Source organism: Novosphingobium sp. PY1, assembly GCF_017312445.1.
Taxonomy (GTDB): Bacteria; Pseudomonadota; Alphaproteobacteria; order Sphingomonadales; family Sphingomonadaceae; genus Novosphingobium.
In genome coordinates, this window is record NZ_BLTI01000007.1 from 120,118 (window position 1) to 136,188 (window position 16,071).

Here is a 16,071-nt window from a genome sequence, read left to right on the forward strand (position 1 = left end):
CGCTGTCCGCAGAGCCGGGACCGGGCAGCGCGCCCAGACAAGCCCATGCACCCGCCCGCCAATCCGCCGACCGCGATCAATTGATCGCGGTCGGCCCCTTTCCCTTGAGGAACAGGCAGTCTATCTGGCTCGCAAGAACCAGAATCATTCCGGCTGTATGTGACTTCGCAACCTTTCCGTTCGGGTCTTGAATCGGCATTCCTGGAAAACAGGGAGAAGCTGCTGAACTTCTTGCGCGCGCGCGGGGCAGGTGATGCGGCCGAGGATATCGTGCAGGAAATCTGGGTGAAGCTCTCGTCGAGCCGCCCCGGCCCCGTCGCATCGCCCCTATCCTATCTTTACCGCACCGCCGACCTGCTGATGATCGACCGCTACCGCTCGCGCCGACAGGCCGAGAAGCGCGATCGCGACTGGAGCGAGGCGCATTCCGGCCATCCGCCGGCAGAACCTTCCGCCGAGCAACGTGTCGCCGCGGCGCAGGAGGCGGGAATGATCATGCGCATGCTCGAAGGGCTGGGCCCGCGCGTGGCGACGGTATTTCGCCGGCACCGCATCGATGGCGCGGCGCAGAAGGACATCGCCCGGGATCTGGGCGTGAGCCTCAGCACCGTGGAGAGCGATTTGCGCGGGGCCTATCGGGCGATCAGCGAATGGAAGGAAACCCGCGATGAGGCTTGAGCCCATCGTCTCCGTCTTCCGGGCAAGAGGAGGGCGTAATGACGTTTGACGAGACGATCCGGCAGCAAGCCCTCGACTGGGCAGTGCGGGCCGGTGACCCGCAGTTCGAGGATTGGGAGGCCTTCACCCTGTGGCTGGAGGCCGATCCCGCCCATGGCCATGCCTATGACGCTATCGCCGCCGCCGTCGCCGACGCATCGCAGCTGGTGATCGGCGCGGGTGCGGCGAACGACGATGGACTGGCGGCTGCACAACCGGACGCTGCGACCTTGCGCACCACCCGGCGCCGCTGGATCGGCGGCGCGCTCGCTGCCTCGCTGGCGCTTGTCGGCGGATTCACTCTCTGGCAGGCGAACTCGCGCGACCTCTACCGCATCGAAGTCGCGCCGGGCGCGATGCGGACAGTCGCACTCGATCCCGGCAGTCAGATCGATCTGGCCGGCGAAACGATCATCGAACTCGACCGCGACGATCCGCGCTATGCCCATCTGGCAAAGGGACAGGCCCTGTTCACCATCCGGCACGATGCGCAGCGGCCCTTCCACCTCAAGGTGGGAGACGACACGCTGGTCGATGTCGGCACGATTTTCGACGTGCGCCACCGCGGTGCGGATATGAGCGTCGCCGTGTCGGAAGGCGCGGTGCAGTTCAATCCCAAGGACCAGAACCAGCGCATTTCGCCCGGCCAGATCCTGCGCAAGAATGGGCAGGACGGTCGGATCACGCTGGAGGCCATCTCGCCCGATCAGGTTGGCGAATGGCGCGAAGGCCGGCTGACCTTCAGTGCCGCATCGCTTGAGCAGGTAGCCATGGATCTGACGAACAGCACCGGTATTGCCTTTGCCGCTGCCCCCGGGTCATCGCCCGGATCGGTTTCGGGTTCCCTGCGCCTTGATCCCATCCGCAAGGACCCCCGCTCGCTGGCCGCTCTGCTCGGTCTCGACGTGCGCCAGGAAGGCGATCGCTGGATAATCGGCGAACGCTGAACGTGAAGGCTGCGACCTGGCTTCTGGCGGCCATTCTGGCTCTGCCCGCCCCGGCGCTGGCGCGTGAAGCCATGGTTTCGACGCGCGCCGGGAACGTGGGCGATGCGGTCGGCGACCTCGCCAGGCAGACCGGGACCAGCATCGTCGTTGCCGATCCGGAGATCGCCCGCAGATCCATCTCCTCCATGCGCGGACGCATGAAGGCGGACGAGGCCGTTCGGCGATTGGCACGCGCTGCTGGCGCTCATGCTGTCGAAGTTGCGCCCTCAGCATGGCGCCTCGAAGCGGCGCCGAAGCCAAGCCGCAAGTCCGCAACTTCGGCCCGGACGTCGCTCCCCATCGCCGCACCGCAGCGGATCGCGCCGCCCGAACCGATCGTGGTCATCGCCTCCAAGCGCGACTTGCGTATCGATCAGGTGCCGGGGCAAGTTGCGATCCTCGACGGCGAGGCGCTTGAAGCCGGAGGTATCGGCGGTACGGAAAAGATCACGCAGCGCCTTGCAACCGTGACCTCCACCCACCTGGGCAGCGGGCGCAACAAGTTGTTCATTCGCGGCATTGCCGATTCCAGCTTCACCGGACCGACCCAGGCGACGGTCGGCCAATACCTTGGCGACCTGCGGCTCGCCTACAATGCGCCCGACCCCGACTTGCGCCTCTCCGACATGGCGCGCGTGGAAGTCCTCGAAGGCCCACAGGGCACCCTTTACGGCGCAGGATCGCTGGGCGGCATCATCCGCATCGTGCCCAATGCCCCGGCTATGGGAGCGGCCACGCTTTCCGGCACTCTAGGCGGTTCGTTGACGCAGGGCGGGGATTTCGGCGGTGATGCCAGCGCGACGGTCAATCTGCCACTCCGCGGCGAGAGTGCGGCCTTGCGCGCGACGCTCGATGCCGTGCAACAGGGCGGCTATATCGACAAGCCGGTCCTGGGCCGAAACAATGTCAATCGCACCGACATTCTCGGTGGACGGATCAGCGCCCGCTTCGAGATTTCGCCCGGATGGTCCGTCGATCTTATCGCGCTTGGCCAGACGACCGATGCGGCGGACAGCCAGTATGCCGATCGCAACGGCCCCTCGCTGGAAAGCTCCGCCCGAGTCACCGAAGGTTCCGACGCAGACTATGCGATGGGTCAGTTCGTGCTTTCCGGCCGCATCGGCGACTTGCGCCTGCGCTCCACCACCGGCCTCGTGCGCCAGCGACTGAGAGAACGCTACGACGCCAGCCTGCCCGAAGGCGCGCCGCGCCTGTTCGAGCAGGCCAACCGGACACGCATGATCGCCAATGAGACGCGCATGTGGATGCCCGAAAGGCATGGCGTAAGCTGGCTGGTGGGGACCAGCTTCACCCATAATGCAACGGTCCTCAAGCGCCGCTTCGAAAGCGAATTGCTGCGCAGTTCCACGACAGGCGTGCGCAACACCATCGATGAAGCGACCCTGTATGGCGAGGCAAGCCTGCGAATCATGCAAGGCCTCGTGGCCACGGCCGGTGGGCGCTTCACCTACTCGCGCCTCGGCGGCTCGGGAGAGGACGTCTCGCGCGAACTGGCCATGGCGCTTGCCCAGGTCACTGCGAAGCGCTCGCTCGAGACGTTCCTGCCTTCCCTTGCGCTTCACGCCGAAGTTGCGCCCGGGACGGCGCTGTACATGCGCTACCAGGAGGGCTTCCGTCCGGGCGGCTTCGCCATCGAGAGCGAGTTCGTCCGCCGCTTCCGCAACGACCGGACCGAGACATTCGAGTTTGGCGCCCGCCACGGCCGCGCGGGCACAGGCCCCTTCGATCTGGCGCTTAGCCTTTCCTATACGCGCTGGCAGGACATCCAGGCGGACTTCATCGATGGCTCCGGCCTGCCCAGCACCGCCAATATCGGCGACGGCCGCGTCTGGTCGGCCAGCGTATCGGGCGGCGTCGCGCTGACCCCGGGTCTGCGCGTGGAAGCCGGTGTGACCTGGAACCGCAGCAAGGTCGACACTCCGCCGTTGTTCCTCGCCGCGCGCTCAATGCAGGTGCCCAACATTGCCCATGTTGCCGGACGCGTGGGCCTGACCTGGGAACGCGAAGTCGGGCACGGGCTACGGTTCACCGGCAATGGCTGGGCAAGCTACGTGGGCCAATCGCGCCTCGGGATCGGTCCTGAACTGGGCGCACCGCAGGGCGACTATCTCGACAGCGGCGCGAGCCTGCGGCTGGGCTCCGACAGGCTCGGCGTGACGGTCGGGCTGACCAACATCGCCAATTCGCGCGGCAACCGGTTTTCGCTGGGAACGCCCTTCGGCATCGGGCGCGAACAGGTCACGCCGCTGCGCCCGCGAACCCTGCGCGTGGGCGTAGATACCCGTTTCTAAAAAAATTTCTTCAAGGCTGGCCGCGAAGGTCTCCGTCTCAAGGGTCGAAACCGACCTGAAGGGATTGAGATGTCGCGCTACCTGCTTGCCTCTACTGCACTGCTTGCTCTTGCCGCGGCGGCCCAGACCACGGCCGCCCATGCCGAGGACGTTACCACCAAGAAAACCTCGCCGCTGCGTACCTCGACGATCAAGAACGGCGCCGCCGATGCGATCAACATCACCAAGGACGGCTCGGTCGTCCTGACCGCGGGCACCGCCGTGACTATGGACAGCGACCACAAGGTGACCAATGCCGGCGCGATCAGCGTCAGCAATGCGAGCGGCGCGGTCGGTATTGCCGCATCGGCCGGAACCAGTGGCGACATTGTCAATTCCGGCACGATCACCATCGACGAACCTCATGAACCGACCGATGAGGACAAGGACGGCGACCTCGACGGCCCCTTCGCGCTCGGCTCCAACCGCTACGGCATCCGCACCACGGGCGCCCATACCGGCAAGATCGTCAACAGCGGCAAGATCGTGGTCGAAGGCAACGATTCTGCGGGTATCGCGCTGGGCGGGCCACTGACCGGGGATTTCGTGCATGATGGGCAAACAACGGTGCTGGGCGACCGCGCTACCGGCATCGAAGCGGGCGACATCGGCGGCAATGTGCGATTGGCCGGCTCCGTGTCGGTCCAGGGCGAGGATTCGGTCGGTGCGCACTTCGGTGGCGACGTCGATGGCGCGATGGTTGTCCAGGGGACCGTAGCCTCGACCGGCTACCGTTACACCACCGTGCCTTCGGATACCTCCAAGCTCGACGCGGATGACCTGCTTCAAGGCGGATCGGCGCTCGTAATCGAGGGCAATGTCTCAGGCGGCATCGTCCTTGCCGTGGCGCCCAAGAACTCCGACCCCGACAATGCCGACGAGGACGGCGACGGGATCGAGGATGCAAAGGAAGGCTCCGCCAAAATCGTTTCCTACGGCGAGGCACCGGCCATGGTCCTCGGCGCGGCTGACCGTGACATTGCCATCGGCCCCGTCTCGGGTACGGCGAGCCAGTACGGCCTGCAGATCGAGGGCACTGTCGAAGGTCGCGGCCTCTATTCCGGCGTCGATGCCACCGGCCTGGCCATCGGTGGACGCGGCGGCGCGGTCACGATCGCCAATGGCATCGGCATTTCCGGCGGCATTGCAGCCGTGTCCAATGGCGGCAATGCGACGGCCTTGAGCATCGGCGCTGGCACTTCGACTCCGCAGCTGCGCATCTCCGGCAGTGTCGCGGCAAGCGGCGGCAATGCCGCAGATGCGCAAACCACCGCCATTCACATCGCCGAAGGCGCCAGCCTCCCCACCATCCGCAACAGCGGAGCGATCAAGGCGACGGCGGCAGGTGAGAACGGCTCGGCCAGCGCTATCGTCGACAAGAGCGGCACGGTCACACTTGTCGAGAACAGCGGCAGCATCGTGGCCAGCGGTGCCAAGGCCGATTCCGGCCGCAACATCGCCATCGACCTGTCCTCCGCAACGAGCGGCGTGACGGTGAAGCAGACGCAGGTCGCATCGGGTTATGATGCGCCTTCGATCGTGGGCGACGTCAAGCTGGGAAGCGGCGACGATCGCTTCGACTTGGCGGATGGTTCGCTGAACGGAAACGTTTCCTTCGGCACCGGCAGCAACACGATGGCGCTTTCGGGAGACGCCGCGCAGACCGGCAATGTTGCCTTCGGCGGCGGAAGCGACACGATGAGCCTGGCCGGCAACTCCGCATTCCTGGGCACCGTCGATTTCGGCGGGGGCGCCGATGTCCTCACGCTTGCCGGCACCTCGCGCTTCTCGGGCAGCTTCGCCAATGCGGGGAACCTTGCAGTCAGCGTCCAGGGCGGCCTGCTGGATGTGCGCACGCCCACGCAGATCGGCTCGCTCGACGTGGGCAAGGACGGTGTGCTGGCTGTCACGCTCAACAAGGAAGCCGGATTGGGAAGTGCCTACACCGTTGCCGGTACGGCCTCCTTCGAGGAAGGCGCGAAGCTTTCCATCCGCCTTGCCGACGTGTCGACTGCCGAAGGCAGCTACCAGGTGCTCACCGCCGGGGCAATCGAGGGCCTGGACGGACTTGAAACCGCCACCAACCTTGTCCCCTTCATGTTCAAGGCCTCGCTCGACGAGGATGCAGCAGCGAACACCATCGTTGTCGACGTCGCCCGCCGCTCCAAGCAGGAGCTTGGCCTGAACCGTTCGCAGTCATCCGCCTACGACGCAGTCTTTGCGGCACTCGGACGCGATCAGGAAGTTGAGGACGTATTCCTCGGCATCGCCGATGGCGACCTTTTCCGCCAGACGGTCGGCATGATGCTGCCAGACCATGCAGGAGGATCCTTCGAAGGGATCAGCCTGGGTGCGCGGACCATCGGACGGCAACTGATGGACCCGCAAGGTCCGCTGGTTGCCAGCGGCCCGATCAGCGTAAACGTCAACCTTGCCTTCTGGGGTAGCGACAAGGACACCGCAGGCAGTGCGGCCTACGATCTCAATGGCTATGCCTGGTCGCTGACCGGTGAGTACGAAACCGGCATCGGCCGCTTCGGTGCGACCGCCGCCTATCTGTGGAACCGTCACACCAACGGTACGGCAAGCGAGGTCAAGTCCGGTTCCTATGAACTGGCGGCGCACTGGCGCGGCAACTGGGGCGCGTTCAGCGGCTTCACCCGCGCATCTTATGGCCATGCCGACTTCGACAGCACCCGCAACTTCGTCGGCGTGGCCGGCCAGGAAGACATAAAGCGCAAGATCGAGGGAGACTGGAACGGCAACTTCGTCACGTTCTCGGCAGGCGCGTCGGCCGAGGGTGGCAGCCGCTATCTCTATTTCCGTCCGGCGGTTACCGTCGACTACGTCCGCCTCAAGGAAGGCGGCTACACCGAGGCCGGCGGCGGCGAAGCGCTCGACCTGACGGTCAGTTCACGCAAGAGCGACGAGCTTGGCCTCAATGGCGGCCTCACGCTCGGCGCCGACCTCATGGGCATGGGCGCACGCGACGAAAACTGGTTCCGCATCGAGACCGAAGGCGGCTGGCGCGAGATCCTGAGCGGCGGCCTGGGAACGACGACGGCCCACTTCGAGGACGGCACCCCGTTCTCGCTCGACGGTGAGACGGCCACCGGAGGCTGGTTCGCCCGCCTGCGCGCCTTTGGCGGATCGGCCGGTTTCGTACTGGGCGGCGAACTGTCGGCCGAAGATCGTCATGACCATGTCAACCTGGCCTTGCGCGGCAGCGTGAAGGTGGCCTGGTAGGCCGCCCCGTCTGCTGATCCCGAAACAACGAAGGGGGCGTGCATCCATGCCCCCTTCTCCTTATTTCCGGCATTCGGCTTTCAGCGCATCTGCAGGATGATCACCTGGCTGCTGGCGGGATCGGTGCGCTTGCGCAAGTCAGCTACATCATCGGGCGAAACCGTCCCTCCGCGATTGCCCCAGGCCGTGCGCACGAAGCTGAGCGCATCGGCGATCTCGCTGTCGGACAACTGGTTGCGGTAGGGTGGCATGCGGTAGGCATCGGGAACGCCTTGAGCCACCACCCTCTGCGATCCGTTGAGCGTGATGTTGATCGCCGAAGGCGCACCGTCGCTCGTCATCGCCGAAGCCGAGCCTGACAAGGGCGGTATCCATTGGCCCTGCCCTCGTCCATCGGCGCCATGGCAGAAGCTGCACTTGGCCATGTAGGTCTGCGCGCCGGGATGATCCATGCGATTGGCAATCGCCAGCGCCTGGTTGGATGAAGCATCGTACTGCCAGGGCTCACCCTCCTTGCGAGGATTACCCGGTAAGGACTTGAGATAATGGGCCATGGCGCGAAGGTCTTCGTCGCGCATGAACTGCAGGGAATTGTTGAAAGCCTCTGTCATCGAACCATAGACGACAGCGTGGCGATTGCGACCGGTCTTGAGGAACTGCCAGATCTCGTCCTCGCTCCACCGGCCCAGACCTATATTGCCGTCGCCTCTCAGGCTGGGAGCGTACCAGCCATCGAGTACCGCTCCGGCCAGGAACCGGTCGCTCTCTTCGTCCAGCGCCTTTTCGTTCATGGCAAGGCCGCGCGGGGTATGACAGGCGCCGCAATGGCCCGCAGCCTGCACGAGATAGGCACCCCTGTTCCACTGCGCGTCGCGGCCGGCCTTGTTCTCGTAGGTTCCTCCGTCCGTGAAGACGGCTTTCCAAAGCGCGAGCGGCCAACGCATGTTGAGCGGCCAGGGTATTTCGCTTTGGCGGTTCTCCTGCCTGGTTGCCGGCACTGCGGTCATGAAAAAGGCGTAGAGCGCCTTCACGTCATCGTCGCTTAGCTTGGCGTAGGAAGGGTAGGGCATGGCCGGATAGAGCCACTCGCCGCCCGGCGCGATGCCCTGGCGGATTGCCCGGTCGAAATCGGCCAGTGAATAGGCGCCGATTCCGGTCTCCAAGTCGGGCGTGATGTTCGTGGCGAAGATCGAACCCATGGGGGTCGCCATCTCCAGTCCGCCGGTAAACGCAGGCTTGCCCGGCAGGCCATGGCAAGCGACGCAGTCTGCCGCCCGGGCCACGTATTCGCCGCGCTTGACCAGATCGGCACTCGGCGTGCCGCTGGCCGCACCATCGAAAGGCGAAGCCGGTGTGCGATTGACGAACCATGCGATAGCCAGGCCGACGATCACCACGAGGGCCAGCAGGATCGTGAGAATCTTCTTCAAGGTTTCGTTCCGTTCACTGGGGGGCCTGTCCGCAACCGGTAAGGTTCGCGGACAGGAGAACAGGAGCTTGCAGGTTCGCCTCAGGTGTCGAACTTGATCCGCGAAAGCGGCATGCTGCGCACCCGCTTTCCGGTCAGCGCGGAGACCGCATTGGCCACTGCAGGCGGCACGGCCGGCAGTGGTGGTTCGCCGATACCGCCCATTTGTGCGCCGCTCTCGACGATCTTGACGTGAACGCGCGGCATGCGATCGGGCGGCAGGATCGGATAGAGATCGTAATTGCGCGCGACCGGCTGCCCATCCTTGTAGACGGCTTCCTCCAGCAGAACCTGCGAAAGACCCAGTGCAATGGCCGAGTTGACTTGCGCCTCGACAATCGCCGGATTGACGATGCTGCCCGGATCGATCGCTTCCCAGAGTTCATGGACGACGACCTGTCCGTCCTTGATCGAAACTTCGGCAATGGCCGCAGCGTGCGATCCGAAGGGTGACGCCATGGCCACGCCGCGCGCACGCCGGGTGCCGTCGGCTGCACTGAACGGACCGCGCTTCCAGCCTCCCGCCAGATCGCCGACAGCTTGAAGCAAGGTGGTCAGGCGCTTGTTGTCCCTGAGCAGGCGCAGACGCATCTCGAACGGATCGAGACCGCCCTTGTCCGCCAGCTCGTCGAGGAAGGTCTCGTAGAAGAAATCGTTCATCGAGTTGCCGACCGACCGCCAGTAGGCAAGCGTGACAGGGTTCTTGACGTAAGCCTGCGCGATGCGGGAATGGGGAATGGCGTAGGATTTGCCGGTCAATCCCTCGACGGCCATCCCATCCACGCCCTCGGCTCGCTTGTTGGCAATGCCTTCGCCCGGTCCCTCGCAGGCACTGATCGCCTCGATCGCGATGGGCATGCCGTTGCTGTCAAGGCCGCCACGAAAGCGCACCGCTGCCATCGGGCGCAGGGGATCGCGCAGGAATTCTTCCTCGCGGCTCCAGATCACCTTGACCGGCTTGCCCACGGCCTTGGCCAACTTGATCGCCTGCGGATAGCAGCATCCCGGTCCATACAGGAAATGCCGACCGAAAAAGCCCCCCAGCATCTGTGAGTGGATCTTGATCTTGCCCGGCTCCATTCCGGCTATCTTTGCAGCATCCGCCTGGAACATTTCGGGCGCCTGATTGGGAACCCACAGATCCAGCGTGCCATCGGAATTGAACCGCGCCAGGCTGGAAGGTGGCTCAAGCTGGGCATGGTGCAGGTACTGGCTGAAATACGTGGCTTCTACCTTTGTCGCCGCATCGTCGAAGCCCTTGGCGAAATCGCCCCGGGCCTCAGCCTCGTTGCCCGCTTCGGAGTTGGCGCCCAGTTGCTGCGAGAATGCCTCGCTGTCGAAGTCGCCCGGCATATAGCGGATGCCGGACTTGTCGCCGGGTTCTGCCCAGTCGACCAGCAGGGCCTCGACAGCCTGGCGCGCATGCCACCAACGCTTGGCGACGACTGCGACGGCGCCGTCGAGGCGATGGATCGATTCGACGCCGCGCATCGCCTTGACCTGGTCCTCGTTGCGGATCGAGCCCACCTCGAGACCGAGGCGCGGCGCATGCTGAATGGCTGCATGGACCATGTCCTCGACCACCACGTCGATCGTGAATTGCGCCTTGCCGGTCGCCTTTTCGTGCATGTCGATGCGCGCGACCGGTTTGCCGATCCAGCGGAACGTCTTGGGATCGCGCAGCTTGAGGCTATCCTGCGGGGGCACCGGCATGTCGAGTGCGCCGGAAGCCACTTCGCCGTAAGCCAGCGAACGTCCGGAGGCTTCATGGACCACACGGCCCGGCTGCGTCGCAAGCGAGCTGAACGGTACGCCGAGCTTTCGCGAAGCCGCCTGCATCAGCATCAGCCGGGCCGATGCACCGATCTTGCGCATCGTCATGTAGCTGGTGCGCACCGACATGCTGCCACCGGTAATCCGGCCTGCGCCCGGGACGATCAGGTATTCGCTGCCCGCCGGCGCGCTCTCCACGGTAAAGGCTGACGGATCGATGTCGAGTTCTTCGGCGACGATCTGGGCCATGGCTGTGAATACGCCCTGCCCGCCCTCGATGAACGGGCTTTGCAGCCGCACGGTGTTGTCCGGGCGAATTTCGAGGAAGGCGGGCACTTTTAGGTGCGCCGCCGCCTCGGGGATCGCGGACTTGCCCTCCTGCGCCCGCGCCTTGCCCAGCGGGATACCGAAGCCGAGGACGAGGGCCCCCGCACTTACCCCGGCCGAAGCCAGCAAGAAGCGCCGACGCGAAATGTTTGAGGGCTCGCCATCCGCAAGTTGCTGCAGGTCATCGTTCCCGCCCCGGGGTGCATCTGCGATCATGTCCATCACGCGTCCCCTTCGCTGCCGGTCTTTTCGCTTCGGGCCTTGGATCGAACCGCTGCCGTGCCGGCTGCGGCCACCGCCGCCACGGCCGCGCCGCCTGCGACCATCCCTGCAGCCCCGAGGTGGCGGCCATCTTCGCTGTCCGCAGTCTCCGACGTACCGGCAAGGTCCTTCATCGCCGCCTTGATCGCGTTGTAGGTGCCGCAGCGGCACAAGTTGATCATCGCTCCACGGATCTCATCGTCCGTGGGTGTCGCGGTTTCCTTGAGCAGCGAAGTCGCCGCCATGACCTGTCCCGACTGGCAATAGCCGCACTGGGGCACCTGGTGGCGCACCCAGGCCTCGACCACCCGCTTTCCGAGAGCCGTTTCCTCGATCGCTTCGATCGTGGTGATGGCGCTCAACGCCACGGCATCGAGAGGGGTCACGCATGAACGGGTGACGACCCCGTCGACAAGAACCGAACAGGCTCCGCACTGCGCAAGACCGCAGCCATATTTCGTGCCGGTCATTCCGAGGTCGTCACGCAGCACCCACAGAAGCGGTGTGTCGCCGTCGGCCTCGACGTCCATTTCCTTGTCGTTGATTCGAAGTTTCATGCCGCCCTCGTGAGTCAAGTTGCCCGTCTGCCTTGCGCAGCGCGATGTACTGCGCCGTGACCGCAAAGCATTAGGGCATTATCCTGCGTTTCGAACATGGTGGACGAATGCCTTCTTGTCACCTGTTGAAGAGACAGGGAGGCAAATCACCTCACGCAACTGCAGTGCGAATGGACCGCCATAGCCCAGGATCCACGATTCGCGGGGATGAAACTCGTGCAAGTGGCCTGCCAGAGCGATCATGCGGCTTCGGTCATGGTGCGGGCCTCGATCGATTCGTCGTGCGCCAAGGGAATCTTGTCGAAGGACGAGTGGTCCGACTGCGGAAGGCCGAGAGGCGTGCCGTCATTTCCTCGAACACCGAGGAGACTGGGATGTCAGAGACATCGTCGATTGATCTGGTCCGCAGGCGCTATCTTGAGGCGCATGGGGCAAACGTGCAGGCCGGATATGGCGCGATCCTCCACGTCTCGTACCAGAACACGGCTCATGCCGCGCTAGGCTATCGCCGCGCCGGTGAAGAAACTCTTTTTCTCGAACGCTATCTCGACCGTCCGGTGGAGCAATGCCTGACTGATGTGCTGGGTCATGCCGTCGAACGTTCCAGCGTGATCGAACTCGGCAATCTGGCCGCCGACGATGCCTTTGCCATGGTCACCCTCTGGGGCATGGCGGCGAATGACCTTGGTGCCGATTGCGAAGTGGCGGTGGCAACGCTCACCGCACCGCTGCGCCGCATGTTCGAGAGACTGGGCGTGACCCTGCACGTTCTTGCCAAGGCCGATTCGCAGCGCGCCGACGATCCGGTCGCCTGGGGCAACTACTACGCCAATGACCCAATGGTCTGCGCCGGCCTGATTGCGCAGGGCCAGCGCGCCATTTCCACCTTCCTTGCCCGTCGCCGGAAATTTGCCGCGTGACCGGTCTGCTGGAGACGATCCGTGCCCATGCCGAGCACAACCCGCTCGGCATCGCGCTCGACCCGGTCGTATCGGATTGCGTGACGTGGCGGGACCTGGCCGTCCGCGTGGCGCAGGCGGTCGCCGAATTGCGCGGCGATGCGCAGAGTGGCAAGCCCTATGTCCTGCGCCTCGATCATGGTGTCGAAGCAGCCGTTCTCGAGCTGGCGCTTCTCGATGCCGGTATTCCGGTCCTGTCGCTTCCTGCTTTCTTTACCGACGAACAGGTCCGTCACGCCGTTTCCGCCTGCGGTGCGGGGGGCGAATGTCCCTCCACACCGCACCCCGCGCCGTCATTACTGCCCCGTCTGACGGCGCGGGTTACCTTTACCTCCGGATCGACCGGCACGCCAAAGGGCGTGTGCCTGTCGCAGAGCCACATGCTCACTGTCGCCGCATCGGTCGTTGAAGCGCTGGGAACCGCCCATGCCGGCCGACACTGCGCCCTGCTGCCCCCCGGAATCCTGCTGGAAACGGTCGCCGGTTTCTTCGCCACCATGTTGGCCGGGGGGACTTATATCTGCCCGCCGCAGCGCGAGGTCGGGCTGGGTGACCCCTTCCGTCCCGATTTCGGAGCGATGGTCTCACGCCTTGCGGTGTGGCGGATCACGTCGCTGATCCTCGTTCCGGAATATCTCGCAGGGATGGTCGCGGTTCTCGAACGCACCGGCCAACGCCTACCGGACCTGACGCTGGTGGCTGTCGGCGGGGCACGGGTGCCCGTTGAACTCCTGCAAAGAGCCCGCGACCTCGGTTTGCCGGTCAGGCAGGGTTACGGCCTGACCGAATGCGGCTCGGTCGTATCGCTGGAATGCGCGGACGAAAGCGTGGAAGGCTCGGTCGGGCGCCCGCTCGGCCACGTCCGGGCGACGATCGCCTCCGATGGCGAAATCCTGCTCGAGGGAGAAATGTACCTTGGCACCATTGGCGAGCCGCGTACGCCGGGACCTCTGGCCACCGGCGACATCGGTCGCATCGACGAACATGGCCGCCTCTGGGTGGAAGGCCGCAAGACGGCCATGATCGTCACCAGCTATGGCCGCAATATTTCGCCGGAATGGGTAGAGGCCGCACTGCTGCTACAGCCCGAAATCGCCCAGGCCCTGGTCCATGGCGACGGCCGCCCGGCACCCGAAGCGCTGCTCGTCCCGGCATCGCCAGACGCGGATATCGTCAAGGCCCTTGCGGCGGCAAACCGGACGTTGCCCGCCTATGCACGCGTGGCCGCCTGGCGTGAAGCGGCGCCGTTCACGCCAGCCAACGGTATGCTCACCGGCAACGGACGCCTGCGCCGCAAGGCCATCGCCCGGACATGGCTCGAGGGCAAGCCGGCCTTTTTCGATGAGCTGGAAGCTGCAACCTGGCGCGATCGACTGCGCTTCCTGACGATCCCGCAAGTGCGCGCCGGACTTGCCGGAACGATCTCGCGCCGCACCTACCTCGATTACCTCATTCAGGCCTATCACCATGTGCGCCATACGGTTCCGCTGATGCAGGCGGCGCGTGCTCGGTTGCTGGACCGGCCCGAACTCGTCGCCGCGCTCGATGAATATATCGAGGAAGAGACCGGCCACGAGGAATGGATCCTGGCGGATATCGCTGCGGCCGGCGGCGATGCCGACAAGGCGCGCACCTGCAGGCCCAATCCGGCAACGCAGGCCATGGTCGACCATGCCTATGCCCGGATCGGGGAAGGCAATGCCGCCTGCTTTTTCGGCATGGTCTATGTGCTGGAAAGCGTAAGCGTCGCCCTAGCCCAGCGCGGTGCCAGTGCAGTCGCCGCGAATCTTGGACTGCCGCCGGAAGCCTTCACCTACCTGACCTCGCATGGCGCGCTCGATCAGGACCACATGGCCTTTTTCGCCGCGCTCGTGAACCGGTTGGACACGCCGGAGGACCGCGAGGCCATCACCAGGATGGCGCGCGAAATGTTCGCCCTCTTCGGGGGCATGTTCGCCGCGATTGCCATGGAGGACCAGGATGTTGCCGCTTGAAGGCAAACGCATAGCCGTCACCGGCGCTGCCGGGGGCATCGGCACGCCCGTGGCCACGCTGCTTCGCGAGGCCGGAGCCCATGTCATCGGGATCGATCGCACAGAAAGCGCGGCCTGCAACGCCAGTATCGTCACCGACCTCTCGGATGAGACCGCCCTTGCCCGGCTTGCAGAGCGGCTTGCCGGCGATTGCCCGGATATCCTCGTCAACATCGCCGGGGTCATGCGTTTCGGCCTGCATCAGAGCCAGCCGATCGAGGCGCTGTCACTGTGCTATCGCATCAACCTGCTGGTGCCGGCCGTCCTCGCCCGCGCAGTGGCGGCGCCGATGCAGGCGCGAGGGAGCGGGCAGATCGTCAATATCGGCTCGGTCCTGGGCGCGATTCCCTATCCCTGGTTCGCCGCCTATTCGAGCAGCAAGGCGGGTCTCGCCGCCCTCAGCCAAGGCTTGCGGCGCGAGCTGATGGGCAGCGGCGTCACAGTCACCCACATCAATCCGCGGGCCGCGCGCACCGCATTCAACAACGGTGAGGTCAATCGCTTCCTCGAAGTGACGGGAATGAAGGCCGATGCACCCGACTGGGTGGCCCGGCGGATCGTCTCGGCCATCGTCGAAAGACGCGAGACCGTCTCGATCGGCGCACTCGAACGCTTTTATGCCGCCCTCAATGCCATTTCCCCCCGCTTGATCGACAACGGACTTGCCGGACAGATCCGCAAGGCCCGCGCCGAGTTCTGCTGAACCAGCCCGACACGATAAAGAGACAGGAGATCCATCCGATGATCAAACGCAGTGTCCTCACGTTTCTGGCCGCCCCGCTGCTGGCCTGCGCCCTGCCCTCGGCCGCCTTCGCCGACATGGCGAGCGACGTTAAGGCCGTGAACGATGGCTGGGCCCACATCACGTACGAAGTGAAGGGTTCAAGCACGCAGACCAAGGCGCTGGACCAGCTGGCCAAGCAGGCCGCGACCATCGTCGCGCGCTATCCGGGCAAGGCCGAACCGCTGCTCTGGCAGGGCATCATCACCAGCGAGCAGGCCAATCGTGCCAATATCTTTCACAAGATGAGCCTGGCGACGCGGGCCCGCGACCTGATCGCCAAGGCCTATTCGCTCGATCCGCGCGCGGCGGACGGCGGAGCCGCGCTCAGCCTCGGAGTACTCTACTACAAGGTTCCGGGATCGCCGATCGGATGGGGGGACGACGAGCGGGCACAAAAGCTGCTCAAGCAGGCGCTGGCAGTTGATCCCAACGGCCTGGATTCCAACTACTTCTATGGCGACTACCTGCTGGATCAGGGAGACAAGGCGGGAGCGAAGACCTATCTTCAAAAAGCCCTGCAGGCTCCGCACGATCCTGCCCGCCCGGTGTGGGACGCAGGCCGCCGACGCGAAGTCCGGGCCCTGCTGGCCAAGGCGGGCTGATTGACCG

The 16,071-nt window shown here is 65.0% G+C and carries 11 protein-coding genes; 8 read left to right on the forward strand and 3 right to left on the reverse strand.

The window, feature by feature from the left end:
• The first annotated feature begins 159 nt into the window (after nucleotides 1-159).
• From J3474_RS10270 to J3474_RS10285, 4 genes are all read left to right on the forward strand, one after another.
• Entirely contained in the window at nucleotides 160-678 is a 519-nt protein-coding gene (locus J3474_RS10270) for an RNA polymerase sigma factor (protein ID WP_207094091.1), read from the forward strand.
• Between the two features lie 38 nt (nucleotides 679-716).
• On the forward strand, nucleotides 717-1,664 hold the full coding sequence (locus J3474_RS10275) for a FecR domain-containing protein (protein WP_207094092.1): 948 nt from the start codon (nucleotides 717-719) through the stop codon (nucleotides 1,662-1,664).
• A gap of 2 nt (nucleotides 1,665-1,666) precedes the next feature.
• The gene (locus J3474_RS10280) at nucleotides 1,667-4,015 is read left to right on the forward strand and encodes a TonB-dependent receptor (RefSeq protein WP_207094093.1); all 2,349 of its coding nucleotides are present in this window, start codon (nucleotides 1,667-1,669) and stop codon (nucleotides 4,013-4,015) included.
• A 69-nt stretch (nucleotides 4,016-4,084) separates the two neighbouring features.
• On the forward strand, nucleotides 4,085-7,300 hold the full coding sequence (locus tag J3474_RS10285; RefSeq protein ID WP_207094094.1) for an autotransporter outer membrane beta-barrel domain-containing protein: 3,216 nt from the start codon (nucleotides 4,085-4,087) through the stop codon (nucleotides 7,298-7,300).
• An 80-nt stretch (nucleotides 7,301-7,380) separates the two neighbouring features.
• Here J3474_RS10285 and J3474_RS10290 read toward each other — a convergent pair whose 3' ends face one another.
• The 3 genes from J3474_RS10290 to J3474_RS10300 all read right to left on the reverse strand — a co-directional run bounded on the left by J3474_RS10290 (nucleotide 7,381) and on the right by J3474_RS10300 (nucleotide 11,686).
• The gene (locus J3474_RS10290) at nucleotides 7,381-8,730 is read right to left on the reverse strand and encodes a cytochrome c (RefSeq protein ID WP_242528331.1); all 1,350 of its coding nucleotides are present in this window, start codon (nucleotides 8,728-8,730) and stop codon (nucleotides 7,381-7,383) included.
• 80 nt (nucleotides 8,731-8,810) lie between these two features.
• Nucleotides 8,811-11,090, reverse strand: coding sequence for a molybdopterin cofactor-binding domain-containing protein (locus tag J3474_RS10295; RefSeq protein WP_242528332.1), 2,280 nt, complete (start codon nucleotides 11,088-11,090; stop codon nucleotides 8,811-8,813).
• Nucleotides 11,090-11,686: a (2Fe-2S)-binding protein gene (locus J3474_RS10300; RefSeq protein WP_207094095.1), complete on the reverse strand. Its 597-nt coding sequence runs from the start codon at nucleotides 11,684-11,686 to the stop codon at nucleotides 11,090-11,092. The genes J3474_RS10295 and J3474_RS10300 overlap by 1 nt, the downstream gene beginning before the upstream one ends.
• Before the next feature lie 374 nt (nucleotides 11,687-12,060).
• Between J3474_RS10300 and J3474_RS10305 the strand changes: the two genes are divergently transcribed.
• From J3474_RS10305 to J3474_RS10320, 4 genes are read left to right on the forward strand one after another with little or no spacing between them, the layout of a single operon-like run.
• The gene (locus tag J3474_RS10305) at nucleotides 12,061-12,606 is read left to right on the forward strand and encodes a thermostable hemolysin (RefSeq protein WP_207094096.1); all 546 of its coding nucleotides are present in this window, start codon (nucleotides 12,061-12,063) and stop codon (nucleotides 12,604-12,606) included.
• Nucleotides 12,603-14,639, forward strand: coding sequence for an AMP-binding protein (locus J3474_RS10310; RefSeq protein WP_207094097.1), 2,037 nt, complete (start codon nucleotides 12,603-12,605; stop codon nucleotides 14,637-14,639). The genes J3474_RS10305 and J3474_RS10310 overlap by 4 nt, the downstream gene beginning before the upstream one ends.
• The gene (locus tag J3474_RS10315; protein WP_013837138.1) at nucleotides 14,626-15,381 is read left to right on the forward strand and encodes an SDR family NAD(P)-dependent oxidoreductase; all 756 of its coding nucleotides are present in this window, start codon (nucleotides 14,626-14,628) and stop codon (nucleotides 15,379-15,381) included. Before J3474_RS10310 ends, J3474_RS10315 begins: the two co-directional genes overlap by 14 nt.
• A gap of 38 nt (nucleotides 15,382-15,419) precedes the next feature.
• Nucleotides 15,420-16,064 (forward strand): TRAP transporter TatT component family protein, encoded by a 645-nt coding sequence (locus tag J3474_RS10320; RefSeq protein WP_041558441.1) that lies wholly within the window; start codon nucleotides 15,420-15,422, stop codon nucleotides 16,062-16,064.
• Nucleotides 16,065-16,071: the final 7 nt, after the last annotated feature.